Genomic DNA, 19,278 nt, shown 5'->3' with positions numbered 1-19,278 from the left:
GAAGGGATGGTTGAGCGTACTGGCAGGTAGGTGTCCTGAGCCCCGTGCGGACATGGCCTTCGGCCCCGGTGCTTGACCTCCTTCTTCCGCGGACCGAGGATCATGTGTCATGACGCCCGGACACGGCAGCACGGTTGACGGAGTGCTGCGACGCAGCGCCCGACGCACCCCGGCGCGGGTCGCGGTGGAGTACGGCGACCGCTCCTGGACGTACGAGGAACTCGACGAGGCCGTGTCCCGCGCGGCGAGCCTCCTGCTCGGCCAGGGCCTGGACCCCGGTGACCGGGTCGGCGCCTACGGCCACAACTCCGACGCCTATCTGATCGGCTTCCTCGCCTGCGCCCGCGCGGGCCTGGTGCACGTGCCGGTCAACCAGAACCTCACCGGCGACGACCTCGCTTACCTCGTCGGCCAGTCCGGCAGCTCCCTGGTCCTCGCCGACCCGGATCTGGCCGCGCGACTCCCCGACGGGGTCCGCACGCTGCCCCTGCGCGACGCCGAGGACTCGCTGCTGGCGCGGCTGGGCACCACACCCGCGTACGACGGTCCCGAGCCGCGCAGCGAGGACCTGGTGCAGCTGCTGTACACCTCCGGGACGACGGCCCTGCCGAAGGGCGCGATGATGACGCACCGCGCCCTGGTGCACGAGTACCTGAGCGCGATCACCGCGCTCGACCTCAGCGCGGGTGACCGGCCGGTGCACTCGCTGCCGCTGTACCACTCGGCGCAGATGCACGTGTTCCTGATGCCGTACCTCGCGGTCGGGGCGACCAACCTCATCCTCGACGCGCCCGACGGCGACCGCCTCTTCGATCTCGTCGAGGCCGGCCGCGCGGACAGCCTGTTCGCCCCGCCGACGGTGTGGATCGGCCTGACGAATCGTGCGGACTTCCCCACTCGTGACCTGAGCGGTCTGCGCAAGGCGTACTACGGCGCGTCGATCATGCCGGTGCCCGTGTTGGAGCGGCTGCGCGAACGCCTTCCGAAACTCGCCTTCTACAACTGCTTCGGGCAGAGCGAGATCGGTCCCCTGGCCACCGTCCTCGCGCCCGACGAGCACAAGGGCCGCATGGACTCCTGCGGCCGGCCCGTCCTCTTCGTGGACGCCCGGGTGGTCGACGAGGACGGCAAGGACGTGCCCGACGGCACGCCCGGCGAGATCGTCTACCGCTCCCCGCAGCTGTGCGAGGGCTACTGGGACAAGCCCGAGGAGACGGCCGAGGCCTTCCGCGACGGCTGGTTCCGTTCCGGCGACCTCGCGGTGCGCGACGCCCACGGCTACTTCACGATCGTCGACCGCGTGAAGGACGTCATCAACTCCGGCGGCGTTCTGGTCGCTTCACGCCAGGTCGAGGACGCGCTGTACACGCATGACGCGGTCGCCGAGGCCGCCGTCATCGGGCTTCCCGACGAGCGGTGGATCGAGGCCGTCACCGCGGTCGTCGTCCCGCGCGGCGAGGTCACGGAGGAGGAGCTCGTCTCCCACGCCCGCGAGAAGCTCCCCCACTTCAAGGCGCCGAAGCGGGTGGTGTTCGTGGACGAGCTGCCCCGCAACGCGAGCGGGAAGATCCTCAAGCGGGAGCTGCGGGACCGGTTCGCGGGCGGCTGACCTCGGAGGCGTCTAGCGGGGGCGCAGGTCCACGATCCGGCGGATCTTCCCCACGGAACGCTCCAGTGACTCCGGATCGACGATCTCGACGGCGACCGACACGCCGATGCCGTCCTTCACGGCCGCCGTGATGGCCCGCGCGGCCGTGTCCCGGTCCTCGGGGGTGGCTCCGGGGCGGGCCTCCGCCCGTACGGTGAGGGCGTCGAGGCGGCCCTCGCGGGTGAGCCGGAGCTGGAAGTGGGGCGCGACCGCCGGGGTGCGCAGCACGATCTCCTCGATCTGGGTGGGGAAGAGGTTCACCCCGCGCAGGATCACCATGTCGTCGCTGCGACCGGTGACCTTCTCCATCCGCCGGAAGACCCGGGCCGTGCCCGGCAGCAGCCGCGTCAGGTCCCGCGTCCGGTACCGGACGACCGGCATCGCCTCCTTGGTGAGCGAGGTGAAGACCAACTCGCCCCGCTCGCCGTCCGGCAGCACCTCACCGGTGATCGGATCCACGACCTCGGGGAAGAAGTGGTCCTCCCACACGTGCAGCCCGTCCTTGGTCTCCACGCACTCCTGCGCGACGCCCGGGCCCATCACCTCCGACAGTCCGTATATGTCGACGGCGTCGATCGCGAACCGCTCCTCGATCTCCTGCCGCATCCGCTCGGTCCAGGGTTCGGCCCCGAAGACACCCACCCGCAGGGAGGTGCCGCGCGGGTCGACGCCCTGCCGCTCGAACTCGTCGAGGATCGTCAGCATGTACGACGGCGTCACCATGATGATCCCGGGCCCGAGGTCCTGGATCAGCTGGACCTGCCGGGCCGTCATGCCGCCGGACGCGGGGATGACCGTACAGCCGAGCCGTTCGGCCCCGTAGTGCGCGCCGAGGCCCCCGGTGAACAGACCGTAGCCGTACGCCACATGCACCTTGTCCCCGGGCCGCCCGCCCGCCGCACGCAGGGAACGGGCGACCAGGTCGGCCCACAGGGAGAGGTCGTTCTCGGTGTAACCGACGACGGTCGGGCGTCCGGTGGTGCCGCTGGACGCGTGGATGCGCCGGATGTGGTCCTGGGGGACGGCGAACATCCCGTACGGATAGTTCTCGCGCAGGTCCGCCTTGGTCGTGAACGGGAAACGGGCCAGGTCGGCGAGGGAGCGGCAGTCGTCCGGACGGACGCCGGCCTTGTCGAAGGACTCCCGGTAGAAGGGCACGTGGTCGTACGCGTGCCGCAACGAGCTTCGCAGGCGCTCCAGTTGCAACGCCCGCAGCGACTCGGCATCCAGCCGTTCCCCCGAGTCCAGCAGCTCCGCCGCATCCGCCATCGGCACTTCTCCCTCGCCAACCACACCATTTCGGGCGACCGATCATTCGGTCGAGGTGCTGGGGATCAGTAATCCAGTTCTGCGCCGACCAAGGCAAGAGGGTCGGCCGCACAATCTCGACGGACTGCCCCGAGAACGCCTGCGGACCTACGGACAGGCGTCGTCAGGCGGGAGAACGGGCCGCCTGCGGATGTACGCGGCACAGCACCGCGATCGCACGGGCTCGGGAATGGGCGGCAGTGCCGACACCTCCCCGTCCGAGATCACGGCGGTGAGCCGTTCGAAGGCCGCCAGGAGCGAGGTGGCGATGCCCGTCCGGTCGCCGAAGACAGCAAGGATCTCCTCGTACGCGTAGTAGGGCCGATACGGCACCTCCACGGAACCCCAATAAGCCTCCAGATCCGCACCGCTGAGCCCTTCCGGCAGACCCTCGAACCGCATGCGGGCCAGAGCTCGCCCGGCGTCCGCCCTCTCCTTCTCGCCGTCATCGATGCGCATCACCACCGGCAGAACCGTGACCTTGCGCCCCCGACTCTGCTCTGCGACGCTGCGCGCCACGGCGGCTGCCCCCTCCAGCGACTGGTCGCTGAGCGTGAAGCAGTCGACGAGGACGTCGGGCATCTGAATGGTGCAGATGTCGGCGTTGTCGGACAGTCCGGTCCGGCTGTCGATCAGTACGTAGTCGTATGCGGCCTTCATGTCGTCGCGCAGGGCGTCCAGGAACTGGCCGCCGCCCAGGCGGTCGTAGAAGTTGTCCCATCCCAAGGCGGACACCTTCATGGAGTAATCGGGGTCCTGGCGGCCGGTGGAGAGGAAGTCGAGGTAACCCCCGTCGGGGAACGTCAGGCCCAGGTTCTCCGGCGTGAGCGATGTGGCGTGCGGCTCCACACGGGCGTATTCGAGGTGCCACGGGCCCGAGGGATGGCGCGTCGTGGTCGCCGCCCACGCGTAGTCCTGGATGAGATCGATGACGCCGGTGGTGGCAGCGAGCACGTTGGGATCGAGGAAAGGGTGGAAGTAGCGGTGCAGTCCGGGGGCCTCCAGGTCCCAGTCGACGGCCAGCACCCGCTTGCCGTTGGCCGCGAGGATCCAGGCCGTGTTGGCGAGGGCCATGGAGCGGCCCACACCACCTTTGTACGAATAGAAGGTGACGATGCGTCCGCCGCGCGCCGCGGTCATGCGTTGTCCCCTCGATCGCTCGGTACGTCCGGGGAGGGGTACGGCGGGTGCGTGGGACCCATGAGACGGGGCCGGGGAGTGGCCGGACCGGGGGGCGGGTGGGCCGTCGCGTGCTGGAGATACTGACCGGTCACGTGGGCCACGACGCGGGGGAACACGTCGGTGAACGTCTTGAGCGTGGGGACACCACGGACGGCAATCCGGGTGTCGGTGCGGAGAACCCGTTCGATGGTCAGCGGAATGGTGTGCTCCAGCTGCTCCGACAGACGCCTGCCTTTTTCGCCGTGGCCCTGCACGTCCGCGTGGCTCCAGGGGAGGATCGCACCCTGCCACGGGCGGGCCTGCCTGTCGAAGAGCCTGAGCCTGTCTCGGCGTTGCTCGTCGGCGAGAACCCAGCGGTCGAGGATGAGGATGCCCGGAGAGCCCTGGTCGGTGTCGGATTCCCCCTCCTCGTCGTCGAGGGTGGAGACAGTGACCCGGTAGTCGAGCGCACGCGTCAGCTCTTCGGCGAGGACCGCGATCGGCCGCGTGGACTCCGAGGGGTACGGATTCCAGTCGAGGGCCGATTCGCCGTAGGGACGTGGGTCACGGAAGGCCGGAACACTGTCGCGAGTGGGAGCCGCCACGGTGAGGTGGATCCTGCGGGGGCTGTCGCCACGTGGCTTGAACGCACTGGGTGTGGCTGTGAGGGGTCGTGGCCTGCCCGGCGGCAGCGGCGCCTCCTCCGCGGCGCTCACGATCTGGCGGGCCAGCCGGTGGACGGTTTCCTCGTACTCGTCCCGCAGTCGCCTGAGCTTGATCAACCCGTAGATGCCATCGTCGGCGTAACGGTCACCGTACGACGGGTGGTGGATCTGGAAGCCGCGTACGGACTCGGGAAGTTGCTCGAAGTCGACATGTGTCCACAGGACGGGGACGATCGGTGACGTCCGTCCGAGCGCCCCGTCCGCCTGGGCCTGAATGATGCGTTCGAGGAACGCGTACCACTCGCGGCCGCACAGGTCGCTCGCGAAGTATCGAGGCGAGATGAGGGGCACGAGCACCCGGCAGCTCGCCAGGCTCTCGCTGAGCTCCCTGGACCAGTCCTCGCCTGAAGACATGCCACGGTCCATGTAACCCACGGCGGCGCCCGCGGGCAGCGATGTCATCGCCATGATGTTGTCGCACAGGTCCTGGTAGAACACGCGCACCCAGTGGTCGGGATCGAATCGGCCCTCCCCCCAGGACGGCGTGTGCGCGTAACTCAGGAAGAAGTAGGGCCGACTGTCCGGCATCCACGACGGGTCGGTACCGGTGTGGGACTCGGATGTCACGGCGGCGGAGGTGCCCCCGGCCGGCAGCCCGAGCAGCTCCAGCGTCCGCCACGACGCCTGCGCGAACGGCCTAAGGGCGGCGGGGAGTTCCGCCTGCCCCAGGGGAGCCTGGGCCACCGCCGGTAGATGCCCGCTCCAGCCCTTCAGAGAGGCCATGTGCCGGTGCAGTGCCCTGTTGATGCGCCACACCTCGTTCTCGGTGATCTCCTTGCGCAGGCGCTCCTGCGCGGGGTGGGGCACGCGCAGTTCCACCGAGCCGCCCTGGTCCGTGCGGACCGGGAAGAGCCCGCTGGTGAGCAGTTCGGCCACGTCGGCGACCTCTGCCTCGGGCACCAGCTCCTGCCGGATGAGGTGCAGCAGACGAATGCTCATCTCGTCGAAGGGGGAGCTGAGCACGGCGAGACGGGCCGCCGCGGGCGAAGCGGTCCGCAGAAATCGGTCCGCGGTGGCGCTCCCGGCCCGCGGTACGGGACGTACGTCGGGCGGTCGGCCCGTGCGCGGGACGAGGACCGCGCCACACCCGACGGAGCTTCTCCGCATGACGGTGCGTGACCAGCGCCCGACGGAGTGCGGGGAGAGCGACAGCACCGGTACGGGCAGCCAGGCGGCCCGGTCGCCTGCCGGCAGCAGCGGCGGCGGGTCGAAGACCAGTCGGGAGTTGTCCGCGCCGGGCGCCCCGGGCAACACCCGCACACCCGGCAGGTCGAGCCCCGTCCTGCGCCACAGCTTCACCGGAAGCGGGTTGAGCAGCGCCACCGGCGAGGTGGTCGCCCACTCGCGCAGCTGCCGCCAGACCTCAGGCCCGCGCCAGCCGGGGTGCGCGCAGTCCGAAACGGTGATCACGAGCCGGCGTCCGTCCGGCGAACTCAGCCGCCCCGGCCCGATCAACCGCCCCAATGTGTCGCGGAGTTCGGGGCCCCGCTCACCGAAGACGAGACCGCACACCTGAAGGGTCCGGAAGGCGCCGAGACGGTTCAGTACGGCAGTGAAGTCGTCGACCACCTCCTGCCACACCTGCATGGTCGGCGAGCAGTCCACCACCAGCACCAGTCCGAACCACCGTTCGGGCGCGGGCCGGAACTGCGGGACGAGCTCTCCACTGCGGGCGTAGGCGTCGACCGTGGCGTCGATGTCCACGGCGGTTCTGCGGCCTCGGGGCCAGGACCGTTTCCAGGGCCGCAGTGCCCGGCTCACCGACAAGGGCACGGGCAGGCCGGACGCCCCGGAGGCGGCGACGGCGTCCCCGCGGACCCGTCCCCGTGCTCCGGTGAGACGCTCATGCAGGGACCGCTCCCCAGCCCGGTCGGTGGCCGACGCGGAACGAGGCTCCGGCGTCCCGGTCGACGGCTGTGGCGTGGGCGCATCCTCGGGAGGCGGTGCGTCGGAGGCGGTGGCGCCCCGCGCGGCGCTGCCGTCCAGCCGCGAGGCGAGCCAGAGCAGGTCGGCGAGCGCGGTGCCGTCCAGCTCCGGCGCCACCGAGTTGAGCGCGGACACCACCCGCGCCAGCGGCTCAGCTTCCTGAGGGTGCTGCTCAGGCACGAGACAACTCTCGCAGCACCAGGTCGAATACCTCCTGTCGGTCCGTACCGGACAGGGCGGTCTCTCCCATCAGCAGGTGCACCGCGTTCAGCAGTTGGTCGATCGCCAGGTTCTGCCCCTCGGCGACCCGCTCGACGTACGTCCTGATGAGCCGGTCGACGGCCTTGCCGCGCTGCTGGTCCGGGCCGATCTCCAAGTGGGCCTCGACGACGGAGCGCAGCGCTTCGGCGGTTGGTGTCGGCATGGTGAAGCGGATGCAGCGGCGCAGGAAGGCGGCCGGGAACTCGCGTTCGCCGTTGCTCGTCAGCACGATGAACGGGAAGCTGTCGCACTGCACCCGCCCCCGCTCCACGGGACTGCGTTCGTCGCCGCCCCAGTGGCGGATCTCGACGACGTCCCTGGTGTAGCGGGCGAGCTCGGGGATCTCGTACTCGCCGCGCTCCAGCACGTCGAGCAGGTCGCTCGGCAGGTCCAGATCGCTCTTGTCGATCTCGTCGATCAGCAGGGCTCTGGGGTGCTCGGCCGGGAGCAGCGCGGTCCCCAGGGGCCCGAGGCGCAGGAAGGGCGCGATGTCGTCGCCCTCGGGACCGGACAGCCGCTGCGCGTGGATACGGCCGAGCGCGTCGTAACGGTAAAGAGCCTCGGTGAGAGTGCTGCGTGAGGTGATGTGCCAGCGCAGCGGAGCACCGAGCTTCAGTTCCGCCGCGACCTGTTCGATCACCGTGGACTTGCCCGAGCCCGCGGGCCCCGTCACCAGCAGCGGACGGCGTAGGACCAAGGCCGCGTTGACGGCCTCGACCAGGCCGGGCGGCGGCTGGAACTGCCGGTGCAGGGGCCGGCGCGGAAAGCTGCGCCACGGCGGCGGATCGCCGAGGTCGACATCGCGCGGGACGCCGTCGCCCACGTAGAAGGGCTGCCAGGTCATGTGGGCTGTTCTCCTTCGCTGAGCGGCTCGAACAAGTCGCAGAAGTCGAGCCATTCGATGTCGTGCCACACGCTGCGCCACAGCGCCAGATGGTCCAGGGCGTCACGCCCCGCTCTTGGCCCGCGTCCCCAGCTGCGGCGGTAGGCCTCGTTGAACTCCTTGGGCAGAAGGTGCCAGTACTTGTCGAGGCTGTCCCAGCACGCCCGGGGCATACGGCCCTCCGTACCGGGCCACAGCACGATCGGGGCGTAAGCCAGCAGGACCTCCATCACCTGCGCGAACCTCTGCGGCCGATGGCCCAGCCCGACCGCCTGGGTGTACACCCGGCGCACGAACCGCGCCCGGAGCTCCTCGGTCCGGCCGGTCTCCCGCGCAGTGAGCCAGTCCACCGGTGCCCGTCCCGCTCGGCACGCGTCCATCGCCGCCAGCTGCTCCCGGGCTCGCCTGTTGATCCACCACAAGTGTTGGGGCGGGCACAGTCGTTCGCTCCAGCGCAGTATGACGTCGTGTCGGTCGCCGAGCAGTTCGCCGAAGTCGGTCAGTTCCGGCCGCCAGCTCAGCAGCAGCGGTGCGGACGCGGCGATCTCCACTCTGCGCGGAGGTGTGCTGCCCTTCGGAGAGGCCCAGTGCAGCACCTCCTGAAGCGACTGCTCGACACCGCGTTGATCGGGTGCGCACTCGACCTGCCGGCGTCCGAGCACCTCGCCACCGTCCAGCAGCCAGGCCTCAAGCGTCTCGGGCCATTCCTCGGCGAGGTCGGTGTGCAGGCTCACGACCAGCCGCAACCGGGTCCGATCGCTGTCCGTCAGCAGTGTCTCGAAGGCGTCGCTCAGCTCAACCGTGGCGCCCGCCCGGCGGGCCCAGGCGGTGAGCGCGGAGCTGTGCCGGGAGAGTCCTTCCTGGGTGGCCAGCGAGGCGACGAAGTGCGCGAGCCGGGCGGTCCGGGACTCCCCGAGGCGCCGGGCTCGAATGCGCAGGAACTCCACGGCGTCCCGCAGCAGTTCGCTGCCGTCGCTCCTGGGCAGCTGCTCCTCTGAACGTGCGGCGGCCCGGACGAGTGCGGACCTCAGCCGCTCGGTTGTCAGTTGCTCGCCCGGCCAGGAGTGGAGCAGGTCGACCGTGGTCAGCACGTCGCGCAGGTCCTCGACGACGCGCAGGGCCCAGTCGCGCTCGTAGGGATTGCCTGCCCGGCTCTGCCACAGCTGCTCACGCAGCGACTCCAGCGCGTGGAGGCCGGTCACGGGTGCCGACAGCAGGGCCGGACCGCCCACAGGGGCTAGTGCCTCCTCGAGGTGCTCGGTGGCGACGTCTCCCAGAACCGACGCCATCGCCTTGAAATGCCGTACGTTGCGCGCGAGCCAGTTCAACTCTCCGAATCTGGCCCCGTCGTGTTCCACCCGGCGGGGATTCTGGCCCGGCACACGTTTGCGCACGGCGTCGAGGACGTCGACCGCGCACAGGAACTCACCGGCACCGTCCACCCCTTCCTCCAGCACTCGGACGAGGGCCGTCGTGAAGGCGAGCCGATACGCCTCCTCGGCGGCTCCTGCCGACATCAGCAGCGAGAAGCGGGTCTCGCCCCGGCGTACCCCGGCGTCCAGCGCCCTGATGTCGGGCGTCGCACCTCCGGCATGGCACGTGTCGACGACGGCGACGAGACCCGGAAGGCCGGGTGTCTCCAGCACCTCGGTCAGGGTCCTGCCGACATCGACGGCGGAAGCGATCACATCGGCCCGGGAGTCCCCGGCCATCAGGTACAGCGTGGGATTCTGGCCCGGGGTGCTGCCGTGACCGAGCAGGGCGAGCACGAGAACGGCCCCGGCATCGGCCGCCGCTTCAGCTGCTTCCCGCACCGCCGTGTCGATGTCGGCCCGGCGGAGGCCGTCCCCGTAAAGGAGCCCCGACCGGATCGCCGGACTGCGGTCGCACGCTCCCGCCCAGGGGTGTGTGAGCACATCCCGCAGGTCGGCCGCGGCATCGTTCAATTCGTCGAGGATGCCCAGCTCCGCGCACTGCGGCGCGATGACCAGGGTATGGCGGGGCGTCATCGTCATGTACGCGGCGCCGCCCTGTTCGCGGTGAGGGCCTCCAGCACGGGGCCGGCGACGCCGGGCTGTCCGAGGTACTGGATCGCGGGATGTACCCAGGCGCCGTCGGAGTCGATGCGTCTGGTGTCGGGGAGCACTGAGCGGGCATTGGGTCGTACGGCCTTCTCCAGCCGGGGAAGTCCGACCACGAGGTCATCGCGATCCCAGAAGTTGAGCCACACCTCGACGGATTCGGGAACCCTTAAAGGGTGAGGGCGCATCCGATCGCGCACAGCGCCGCGCAGGCCCATGGGCGAGCCGAGGGTGACAAGGAGCGGGACCGACCCCTCGTACGACTGGAGCGCCTCCAGCGCGACGACGGTGCCCAGCGAATGGGCGACCACGATGGTGGGCCCGGCGGGGCCCAGCTGCCCCGCCACGCGGCGCCGGATCCTGCTGTCGAGCGTGGTTCCCGAGTCGTCCGGTTCTGCCCTGGCCAAGTAGCGGGCCACCTGCCGCAGTTGCCCCACCATGAGGCTCGCGCCGGCCCAGCCGCCGAACGTGCGGACACCGGGCAGGGACAGCAGGCTGTTGGCGGCACCCAGCACCTGTCGGGCGACCGAGCCGAGGCCCTGCGCGCTGCCGTGCGGGGTGAGCTGGGCCTGAGCGTGGTGGAGCATCCGCAGCTCCTCGTCCCGGGTGGCCCGGGCCCGTCGCTCGTCGATGGCCTCCAGGAGTAACTCCCGTACGAAAACGGCCTCGTGTTCCTCCAGAGCCCCGCCCGCGCTCTGTGCCTGCCCGAGACCGAACAGATCCCCGTAGTAGGCGAACCTGGAATCCGCCACCCGGCCACCGACCAGATCGGGAACGTGGCGCGAGTGTCCGGAGAGAGAGGCTCCCGCGCCCAGCGCGCGCAGCCACGCGTCGAGTTCGGTGGCAGGCTGCCTCGGACCACCGATGCCGTGCACGAACACCAGACGCGGCTGCATGGCTCCCCCGTAAGAGCTCCGCCCGGCAGTCCGAACGGACTTCGAGGATATCGGCCTGTCCCCGTCACGGGCGCGGGATCACGGAAGAGACGTGGGCCACCAAGTCGGCACTCGCCCGGTGTACTGCACCCTTCCGGTCAGCAACCGGGGTATCCGACTCCGGCCTGTTCGACCTGGCGCGGCAGGCACGTTGCTTCGCAGCGGCGCGTCACTTCGCGTAGGCCGTCATGAAGCGGTCGCGGAACTTGTCCATGCCCCACGTCGGTGCGTTCTCGGCGGGCTTGAGGCCGTCCGTCCAGCCCCAGTCGGAGATCCGGTCGAGCACCTTCGGGTCCTTGGCGACGATCGTGATCGGCACGTCCTTGCTCGCGCTGCCCCCGGTGACGGTCGGAACCGGCTGGTGGTCGCCGAGGAAGACGAGGACCGTGTTCTCGTCGCCGTAGCGCTCGAGCCATTGGGTGAGGCTGTCCACGGAGTACTGGACGGCCTTGCGGTACTCGGTGCGCACGCGCTCCCGGCTCTTCCAGACCTCCGTCGGATTCGTGCCCTCCTTCTTGATCTGGTGGAAGACCGTGCCGTCACCGAGGTCGTCCCAGTCGATCGTGTGGGCGATCGGCGACCAGGGGTTGTGGCTGGAGGCCAGGATGATCTCCGCCATGATCGGGTCGCGGTTCTTCCTGCCGTGCTCCAGGCGCTGGAAGGCCTCCAGGCTGAACTGGTCCGGCACCGGCGTCCAGCTGAAGTAGGGACCCTGGTAGCCGAGGTGCGTGGAGTCGTAGATGTTGTCGAGGCCGAAGTACTTGCCCTCGGGCCAGGCCTTCCGTACGCCGGGGACGATGCCGACCGTGCGCCAGGCGCCGGTCTTCTGGAAGTAGCTGGTGAGGGTCGCGCGGTCGCCGGTGGTCAGGCTCAGGTAGCGCTGCTGGTTCTTGATCCACAGACCGGACAGGAAGGTCGAGTGGGCGAGCCAGCTGCCGGCACCCGCCACGGGCGACCTCAGCCAGCCGCTGCGCGAGTCGAAACCGGCCGCCTTGAGCCGGCTCGTGCCTTCCGCGAGGGTCGCGTCCATCTCGGGCGCCATCGCCGGGTCGTCGATCGCGACACGGCCGTAGCTCTCGACGAAGGTGAACAGGACGTCCTTGCCGCGCAGCCCGGTCAGCAGCTGGTCGGGCGGGGTGTCGGCGAAGGCGTCGACAGCGGCCTGTTTCCGGAACACCTTGGCGTCCCCGAGGCCGTTGTGGACGTACTCCACACGGTTGGCGAGGACCTCGGAGTTGCCCTTGCTGGCAAAGGGGGTTCCGCCGGACTGCACGCCCAGAGTGAAGCAGGCGACCCACGCGGTGCCGAGGACGAGGGTGGTGGGGACCGCCACGGTGCGGTGTCGGTCGATGACGTTCGCCAGCCGTACCACCGCCCACGTGCTCAGCGTGAGCACGGCGACGAGCAGAACGATCACCCCGGTCACCACGAGCACCTGGCCCGATCGCCCGAACGACTCCCTGAGGAAGTCCGTCGCGTCGTTCAACAGGATCCAGTCGAAGACGAGGTCGAACGGCCGTGCGAGGAACTGGTAGAAGCCCATGTCGGTGAGTTTGAGGACGGTGAACAGCCCGAGGAACAAGCCCGCGCCGATCGCCGTGAACCGACGTGGTTTCGGCGGCAGCGCGAGCAGGACGACAGCGAGAAGGATCCCCTCGACGGGGAGGCGGACGAACGAGAGGAGGGAGGTCCGGTCGAGGCGATTGGGCAGGAGCAGCGCGAGCGCTATCAGCACTCCGGCCAGCACGCTCGTCCCCACGGACACGCCACGCGACGCGCGGGGGTAGCGACGCCGCCAGCCGAACCAGCCAGGGGAGGGGGCGACGGGCTGGGGTTCGTCGGCCGACTCCTCGTGCTCCGGTGCCTCGCCGGCCTCGGCCGACGGGGTCTCCTTCACGACGTCCTCGGCCACCTCTTCCCCCGCGGCCCCTCTCTCGCCCGCGTCCGCCTCGCCCCCAGCGATACCCGGCAGTTGGCGAGAGCGAGTGAAGAGTGACACCCGGTGGTCCTTCCGTGCGGTCGTGCGATGGCATGGCAATCAGGGCTCGAAGGCCCAGCCTGCCATCCCCCAGTACGTCCGCACGTCGCCTTCGGTTCAAGCCGGCGGCCCCGGAATTGATCCTTCCGCCGACGTCGCCACCTCCCGGGCCCACCGGTAGTCCGCCTTGCCGCTGGGTGACCGACGGAGCGTCTCCGCGATCACCAGCCGGCGCGGGATCTTGTAGCCGGCGAGCCGGGACCGGCAGTGTGTCTGGAGGTCCTCCAAAGACGGCTGCGCGGCGCCCCGGCGCACCTGCACCACGGCCGCCACATGGTGGCCCCACTTGGCGTCCGGCACCCCGGCGACCAGCGCGTCGTACACGTCCGGGTGGGACTTGAGCGCCTGCTCGACCTCCTCCGGATACACCTTCTCGCCGCCCGTGTTGATGCACTGCGAGCCGCGGCCGAGGACGGTGACCACGCCCTCCTCGTCGACGGTGGCCATGTCGCCGAGCAGCACCCACCGCTCGCCGTCCTTCTCGAAGAAGGTCTCGGCGGTCTTGCGCGGGTCGTTGTAGTAGCCGAGCGGTACATGGCCGCACTGCGCGACCCGGCCCACCTCGCCGACGGCGACCGGTTCGCGCGTGGCCGGATCCACCACCTGTGTGCGGGAGTTGACGCGGACACGGAAGCCGCGTTCGGGGCCGGAGTCCTCCGTCGCCGTGCCGTTGAAACCGGACTCGGAGGAACCGAAGTTGTTCAGCAGCATCACGTTCGGGACGAGCGCCTGGAACTGCCTGCGCACCGTGTCCGACATGATCGCCCCCGACGACGACACACTGAACATCGACGACATGTCGACGCCCTTCAGCGGGCCTTCGAGCGCGTCGATCAACGGTCGCAGCATCGCGTCGCCCACCAGCGACATGCTGGTGACCTTCTCCCTCTCGATCGTCCGCAGCACCGCCTCGGGCACGAACTTGCGGTGCAGCACGACCCGTTGACCGAAGTGGAAGCCGATGAACGCCGTCAGGGTGGACGTGCCGTGCATCAGCGGGGCAGCGGGGAGGAAGGTGATCCCGGCACCGCCGGCCGCGACCCGCTCGGCCAGCTCCTCCGGCTTCTTCACCGGCTCGCCGGTCGGCGCGCCACCCCCGAGCCCCGAGAAGAACAGGTCCTCCTGGCGCCACATCACGCCCTTGGGCATGCCCGTGGTGCCACCGGTGTAGATGATGAACTGGTCGTCGCCCGAGCGGGCCGGGAACCCGCGTTCCGCGGAGCCGGAAGCCTCCGCGTCCGTGAAGTCCACGGCGGCCACCTCGGCCGCCGCCGGTCCGGGCGCCCCGACCCGCACCAGGTGCCGCAGCGCGTCCGCGTGCGGCAGCGCCGCCGCGACCCGGTCGGTGAACTCCGCGTCGAAGACCAGCGCCACCAGGTCGGCGTCCCGATACAGGTAGACCAACTCGTCCTCTACGTAACGGTAGTTGACGTTGACCGGGACGATCCGCGCCTTCAGGCAGCCGAGCACGGTCTGGAGGTACTCCACGCCGTTGTAGAGGTGGAGGCCCACGTGCTCGCCCGGGCGAACCCCGCTGTCGGCCAGGTGGTGGCCGATCCGGTTGGCGGCGGCGTCCAGCTCCGCGTACGTCATTCGGCGCTCAGCGCCCGTACCGGGGTGGTCGATGTACACGAGCGCCTCGCGGTCCGGGACCACGTCGACGACCGACTCGAACAGGTCGGCAAGGTTGTACTCCACCGCTCCTCCTGACCTCTGACGGGCCCTGGTTCTTCGACGGTTCGCCGGTCATCTGAGCAAACGGCGCCGTAACTGTGAAGGGTCCGCGTCGAAGAAATCTGACTGACTGTCAGAAAACTCTTGAAGTGCCCAGGCACCTACTGCAACCTGTTCTCGTTCTTTCAGAGGGGAGATGGGCAATGGGTGGGACGGAACACCTCACCGTGCGGCGCCAAGGCGCCACACTGGTGCTCACGCTCAACAGGCCCGACGCCAGGAACGCGCTCTCGCTGTCCATGCTCGTCGGCCTGTACGACGGCTGGACCGAGGCCGACGAGGACGACGAGGTCCGCTCGATCGTGCTGACCGGGGCGGGCGGCGCGTTCTGCGCCGGCATGGACCTCAAGGCCCTCGCAGGGCGGGGCATGGAGGGCGAACAGCACCGGGGCCGCCTCAAGACCGACCCGGACCTCCACTGGAAGGCGATGCTCCGCCACCACCGCCCCCGCAAACCGGTGATCGCCGCCGTCGAGGGGTACTGCGTCGCCGGGGGCACGGAGATCCTCCAGGGCACCGACATCCGGGTCGCGGGCGAGTCGGCAACCTTCGGTCTCTTCGAGGTCAAACGCGGGCTCTTCCCGATCGGCGGCTCCACGGTCCGGCTGCAACGCCAGATCCCGCGCACCCACGCGCTGGAGATGCTGCTCACCGGCCGCCCCTACACCGCCCGCGAGGCCGCCGGCATCGGCCTGATCGGCCATGTCGTCCCCGACGGCACGGCACTCGACAAGGCCCTGGAGATCGCCGGACAGATCAACGCCTGCGGCCCGCTCGCCGTCGAGGCCGTCAAGGCGTCCGTGTACGAGACGGCCGAGATGACCGAGACCGACGGACTCGCCGCCGAACTGAAGCGCGGCTGGCCGATCTTCGACACCGCCGACGCCAAGGAGGGAGCTCGCGCCTTCGCGGAGAAACGACCGCCCGAGTACAAGCGCGCCTGACCTCTCGTACCAGCGCGTCCGACCTCCCGCCGAAGGAGACACCCGGGATGCCCGAAGTCCTCAAAGCGCCGCTCGTCGTCGAGTTCCCCTTCACCCGCTCCCTGGGCCCCGTCCAGAGCGCCTTCCTCACTGGCCTGCGCGAACGCGTCGTCCTCGGGGTGAAGACCGCCGACGGCCGCGTGCTCGTTCCGCCCGTCGAGTACGACCCCGTCACCGCCGAGGAGATACGCGACCTCGTCGAGGTCGCCTCCACCGGCACGGTCACCACCTGGGCCTGGAACCACGCCCCCCGCCGCGGCCAGCCCCTGACCAACCCCTTCGCCTGGGCCCTGGTCCGCCTCGACGGCGCCGACACCGCCCTCCTGCACGCCCTCGACGCCCCGGGCCCCGACGCGGTCCACACCGGCATGCGCGTCCGCGTCCGCTGGGCCGGCGAACGCACGGGCGCCATCACGGACATCGCCTGCTTCGAGCCGTACGACGGCGACACCGCCGGGCCGTCGGGACACACCGGCGAGTTCGAGGACCCCGTCACGGGCATCGTCACCCCGGCCCGCCTCGACTACACCTACTCGCCCGGCCGGGCCCAGTCCGCGTACATCCACGCCCTCTCCGACCAGCGGGTCGTCGGCGAGCGGTGCCCGTCCTGCCGCAAGGTGTACGTCCCGCCGAGGGGTGCCTGCCCCACCTGTGGCGTGGCCACATCGGAACAGGTCGAGGTGGGTCCGCGCGGCACGGTCACCACTTTCTGCATCGTCAACATCAAGGCGAAGAACCTCGACATCGAGGTCCCGTACGTCTACGCGCACATCGCCCTCGACGGCGCCGACCTCGCCCTGCACGGCCGCATCGCGGGCATCCCCTACGACCGGGTGCGCATGGGTCTGCGCGTCGAACCCGTCTGGACGGCGGGTGGCGGCCACCCCGACCACTACCGGCCGACCGGCGAGCCCGACGCGGACTACGAGACGTACAAGGAGTTGGTGTAGATGCCGCCCCTCAGGGATGTCGCCGTCGTCGCCTTCGCGCACACCGGCCACCTGCGCGGTGCCGACGAGCTCTCCGAGGTGGAGATGCTCATGCCCGTCCTGCACGACGTGCTGAACCAGACCGGCCTGAAGACCGCGGACATCGACTTCACCTGCTCCGGCTCCTGCGACTACCTCGCCGGCCGCGCCTTCTCCTTCACGCTCGCCCTCGACGGGGTGGGCGCCTGGCCGCCGATCTCCGAGTCCCACGTCGAGATGGACGGCGCGTGGGCGCTGTACGAGGCGTGGACCAAGCTGCAGACCGGCGACGCCGACACCGCACTCGTGTACTCCTACGGCAAGTCGTCACCCGGTTCCGTCCGCGACGTCCTGACCCGCCAGCTCGACCCGTACTACGTTGCGCCCCTGTGGCCCGACTCCGTCGCCCTCGCCGCCCTCCAGGCACAGGCACTCATCGACGCGGGCGAGACGGACGAGCCCGCGCTCGCCGCCGTGGCGGACCGCAGCCGCAACTCCCCGCCAGGCACGGCCTCGCGGAGGGACTACGTCGTCCGGCCGCTGCGCACCGGCGACTGCCCGCCCGTCGGCGACGGTGCCGCCGCCGTCGTCCTCGCGGCGGGGGACCGGGCCCGGCAACTGTGCACCCGGCCGGCCTGGATCCGCGGCATCGACCACCGCGTCGAGGCACACGGCCTCGGCGTCCGCGACCTGACCGACTCACCCTCCACCCGGCTGGCCGCCGAGAAGGCCGGCGCCTTCGAACGGCCCGTCGACACCGCCGAGTTGCACGCCCCCTTCAGCTCGCAGGAGGTCGTCCTGCGCAAGGCGCTCGGGCTGGACGACGGCGTGTCGGTCAACCCCTCCGGCGGCGCACTCGCCGCCAACCCGGTCATGGCCGCCGGGCTCATCCGCATCGGCGAGGCCGCCGCCCGCATCCATCGCGGCGAGTCCGACCGGGCCCTCGCCCACGCCACGTCCGGCCCCTGCCTCCAGCAGAACCTGGTCGCCGTACTCGAAGGGGATACCCGATGAGCAAGGAGCCCGTGGCCGTCGTAGGCATCGGCCAGACCAAGCACGTGGCGGCACGCCGGGACGTGTCCATCGCCGGGCTCGTGCGGGAGGCCGCCCGAAGGGCCCTGGACGACGCCGAGCTGGACTGGGCGGACATCGACGCCGTCGTCATCGGAAAGGCGCCCGACTTCTTCGAGGGCGTGATGATGCCGGAGCTGTACCTGGCCGACGCGCTGGGTGCCGTGGGCAAGCCCATACTCCGGGTGCACACCGCGGGCTCGGTCGGCGGGTCGACGGCGCTGGTCGCCGCGGGCCTGGTCGCGGCCCGGGTCCACGCCACGGTGCTCACCCTCGCCTTCGAGAAACAGTCCGAGTCCAACGCGATGTGGGGGCTGTCCCTGCCCGTCCCCTTCCAGCAGCCGCTGCTGGCCGGGGCCGGCGGATTCTTCGCCCCGCACGTGCGCGCGTACATGCGACGCAGCGGCGCGCCCGACACGGTCGGCTCCCTGGTCGCGTACAAGAACCGGCGCAACGCGCTGAAGAACCCGTACGCGCACCTGCACGAGCACGACATCACCCTGGAGAAGGTCCAGGCCTCACCCATGCTCTGGGACCCGATCCGCTACTCGGAGACCTGCCCCTCCTCCGACGGTGCCTGCGCCATGGTCCTCGCCGACCGCGCGGGGGCCGTCCGCTCGCCCCGCCCGCCCGCCTGGATGCACGGCGGTGCGATGCGCAGCGAACCCACCCTCTTCGCCGGCAAGGACTTCGTGTCGCCGCAGGCCGGCAAGGACTGCGCGGCCGACGTGTACCGGCAGGCCGGGATCGCCGACCCGCGCCGGGAGATCGACGCCGTCGAGATGTACGTCCCGTTCTCCTGGTACGAGCCCATGTGGCTGGAGAACCTCGGCTTCGCCGACGAGGGCGAGGGCTGGAAGCTCACCGAGTCGGGCGTGACCGAACTCGACGGCGACCTGCCCGTCGACATGTCCGGCGGCGTCCTGTCGACCAACCCCATCGGTGCCTCCGGCATGATCCGCTTCGCGGAGGCCGCGCTCCAGGTCCGCGGCCTGGCGGGGGAACACCAGGTGGAGGGCGCGCGGCGGGTGCTCGGGCACGCCTATGGCGGAGGATCGCAGTTCTTCTCCATGTGGCTCGTGGGGTCCGAGCCCCCAGCCTCCTGAAAGGTCCCCTCTCACGTGGCCTGTCGGCGTCCGGGACCGGTCGCTAGGCTGGCCGCGGACGACGCAATCGGGAGGAGCACGGACGTGGCCGAGACCACCATCCAGCAACAGCCGCTCGCGGGCTGGGACAAGCCCGAGCTGGACCTCAGCACCGCCGACTGGCACTCCAGCAGCCGTGGCCTGGGGGATGTCCAGATCGCCTTTGTCGAGGGATTCATCGCGATGCGCAACAGCGGCCGGCCCGAAAGCCCTTCCCTGATCTTCACGCCCGCGGAGTGGGGCGCGTTCGTGTCGGGGGCGAGGGAAGGGGAGTTCGACCTGACCTGACCGACGGGCCGATCCGGCGGTGTTCCGACCGTTTTTCCGGACACGCGACCTCGAGCGCTCTCCTGGCGCCGATGCCTGAGCAAGGCTTTCCCCAGGAAACGGAAGGTCGCACTCCGGAGGTGA

General features: G+C 70.3%; 13 protein-coding genes and 1 pseudogene. 6 read left to right on the top strand and 8 right to left on the bottom strand.

The annotated features are described in order from the left end of the window. Positions 1-109 precede the first annotated feature (109 nt). Positions 110-1,609 (top strand): acyl-CoA synthetase, encoded by a 1,500-nt coding sequence (locus ACFWWR_RS27315; RefSeq protein WP_383873874.1) that lies wholly within the window; start codon positions 110-112, stop codon positions 1,607-1,609. 12 nt (positions 1,610-1,621) lie between these two features. Here ACFWWR_RS27315 and paaK read toward each other — a convergent pair whose 3' ends face one another. From paaK to ACFWWR_RS27275, 8 genes and pseudogenes are all read right to left on the bottom strand, one after another. Next, positions 1,622-2,917, bottom strand: coding sequence for a phenylacetate--CoA ligase PaaK (paaK, locus tag ACFWWR_RS27310; protein WP_384305808.1), 1,296 nt, complete (start codon positions 2,915-2,917; stop codon positions 1,622-1,624). 162 nt (positions 2,918-3,079) lie between these two features. Continuing rightward, a pseudogene (locus ACFWWR_RS27305) lies at positions 3,080-4,096 on the bottom strand (tyrosine-protein kinase family protein); the annotation flags it as partial. Next, entirely contained in the window at positions 4,093-6,948 is a 2,856-nt protein-coding gene (locus tag ACFWWR_RS27300) for a TIR-like protein FxsC (protein ID WP_383873880.1), read from the bottom strand. The gene ACFWWR_RS27300 and the pseudogene ACFWWR_RS27305, both read right to left, overlap by 4 nt. Next, positions 6,941-7,873 (bottom strand): AAA family ATPase, encoded by a 933-nt coding sequence (locus tag ACFWWR_RS27295; RefSeq protein WP_383873883.1) that lies wholly within the window; start codon positions 7,871-7,873, stop codon positions 6,941-6,943. The genes ACFWWR_RS27300 and ACFWWR_RS27295 overlap by 8 nt, the downstream gene beginning before the upstream one ends. Next, positions 7,870-9,927 carry a hypothetical protein gene (locus ACFWWR_RS27290; protein WP_384305805.1) on the bottom strand — a complete coding sequence of 686 codons (2,058 nt, stop codon included), beginning with the start codon at positions 9,925-9,927 and terminating at the stop codon, positions 7,870-7,872. The genes ACFWWR_RS27295 and ACFWWR_RS27290 overlap by 4 nt, the downstream gene beginning before the upstream one ends. Next, positions 9,924-10,889, bottom strand: a complete 966-nt coding sequence (locus ACFWWR_RS27285; protein WP_384305803.1) for an alpha/beta hydrolase — start codon at positions 10,887-10,889, stop codon at positions 9,924-9,926. Before ACFWWR_RS27285 ends, ACFWWR_RS27290 begins: the two co-directional genes overlap by 4 nt. Before the next feature lie 208 nt (positions 10,890-11,097). Beyond that, positions 11,098-12,927, bottom strand: a complete 1,830-nt coding sequence (locus ACFWWR_RS27280; protein WP_383873892.1) for a sulfatase — start codon at positions 12,925-12,927, stop codon at positions 11,098-11,100. 96 nt (positions 12,928-13,023) lie between these two features. After that, positions 13,024-14,664, bottom strand: coding sequence for an acyl-CoA synthetase (locus tag ACFWWR_RS27275; protein ID WP_384305801.1), 1,641 nt, complete (start codon positions 14,662-14,664; stop codon positions 13,024-13,026). A gap of 179 nt (positions 14,665-14,843) precedes the next feature. On the opposite strand from ACFWWR_RS27275, the gene ACFWWR_RS27270 reads away from it, so the two are divergent. The 5 genes from ACFWWR_RS27270 (at position 14,844) to ACFWWR_RS27250 (ending at position 19,155) form a co-directional block, all read left to right on the top strand. Further along, a complete protein-coding gene (locus ACFWWR_RS27270) occupies positions 14,844-15,644 on the top strand; it encodes a crotonase/enoyl-CoA hydratase family protein (RefSeq protein ID WP_384305798.1) in 801 nt (266 codons plus the stop codon). A gap of 47 nt (positions 15,645-15,691) precedes the next feature. Further along, positions 15,692-16,633 (top strand): Zn-ribbon domain-containing OB-fold protein, encoded by a 942-nt coding sequence (locus tag ACFWWR_RS27265; protein ID WP_384305796.1) that lies wholly within the window; start codon positions 15,692-15,694, stop codon positions 16,631-16,633. Then, complete coding sequence (locus ACFWWR_RS27260; protein WP_383873902.1) at positions 16,634-17,665, top strand: thiolase domain-containing protein; 1,032 nt, start codon at positions 16,634-16,636, stop codon at positions 17,663-17,665. Further along, on the top strand, positions 17,662-18,828 hold the full coding sequence (locus tag ACFWWR_RS27255; RefSeq protein WP_384305793.1) for a thiolase domain-containing protein: 1,167 nt from the start codon (positions 17,662-17,664) through the stop codon (positions 18,826-18,828). The genes ACFWWR_RS27260 and ACFWWR_RS27255 overlap by 4 nt, the downstream gene beginning before the upstream one ends. A gap of 84 nt (positions 18,829-18,912) precedes the next feature. Next, the gene (locus ACFWWR_RS27250) at positions 18,913-19,155 is read left to right on the top strand and encodes a DUF397 domain-containing protein (protein WP_383873907.1); all 243 of its coding nucleotides are present in this window, start codon (positions 18,913-18,915) and stop codon (positions 19,153-19,155) included. Positions 19,156-19,278 lie beyond the last annotated feature (123 nt).

The sequence above is a fragment of the Streptomyces sp. NPDC058678 genome (assembly GCF_042714835.1).
Classification (GTDB): domain Bacteria; phylum Actinomycetota; class Actinomycetes; order Streptomycetales; family Streptomycetaceae; genus Streptomyces.
The sequence above is the reverse complement of the archived record's forward strand: the minus strand, read 5'-3'. Positions and strand labels throughout refer to the sequence as shown.

Coding starts and splice junctions, on each gene's coding strand:
- ACFWWR_RS27315 (WP_383873874.1), top strand. CDS start 110: ATGACGCCCGGACACGGCAGCACGGTTGACGGAGTGCTGCGACGCAGC.
- ACFWWR_RS27290 (WP_384305805.1), bottom strand. CDS start 9,927: ATGACGATGACGCCCCGCCATACCCTGGTCATCGCGCCGCAGTGCGCG.
- paaK (WP_384305808.1), bottom strand. CDS start 2,917: ATGGCGGATGCGGCGGAGCTGCTGGACTCGGGGGAACGGCTGGATGCC.
- ACFWWR_RS27265 (WP_384305796.1), top strand. CDS start 15,692: ATGCCCGAAGTCCTCAAAGCGCCGCTCGTCGTCGAGTTCCCCTTCACC.
- ACFWWR_RS27260 (WP_383873902.1), top strand. CDS start 16,634: ATGCCGCCCCTCAGGGATGTCGCCGTCGTCGCCTTCGCGCACACCGGC.
- ACFWWR_RS27295 (WP_383873883.1), bottom strand. CDS start 7,873: ATGACCTGGCAGCCCTTCTACGTGGGCGACGGCGTCCCGCGCGATGTC.
- ACFWWR_RS27255 (WP_384305793.1), top strand. CDS start 17,662: ATGAGCAAGGAGCCCGTGGCCGTCGTAGGCATCGGCCAGACCAAGCAC.
- ACFWWR_RS27285 (WP_384305803.1), bottom strand. CDS start 10,889: ATGCAGCCGCGTCTGGTGTTCGTGCACGGCATCGGTGGTCCGAGGCAG.
- ACFWWR_RS27270 (WP_384305798.1), top strand. CDS start 14,844: ATGGGTGGGACGGAACACCTCACCGTGCGGCGCCAAGGCGCCACACTG.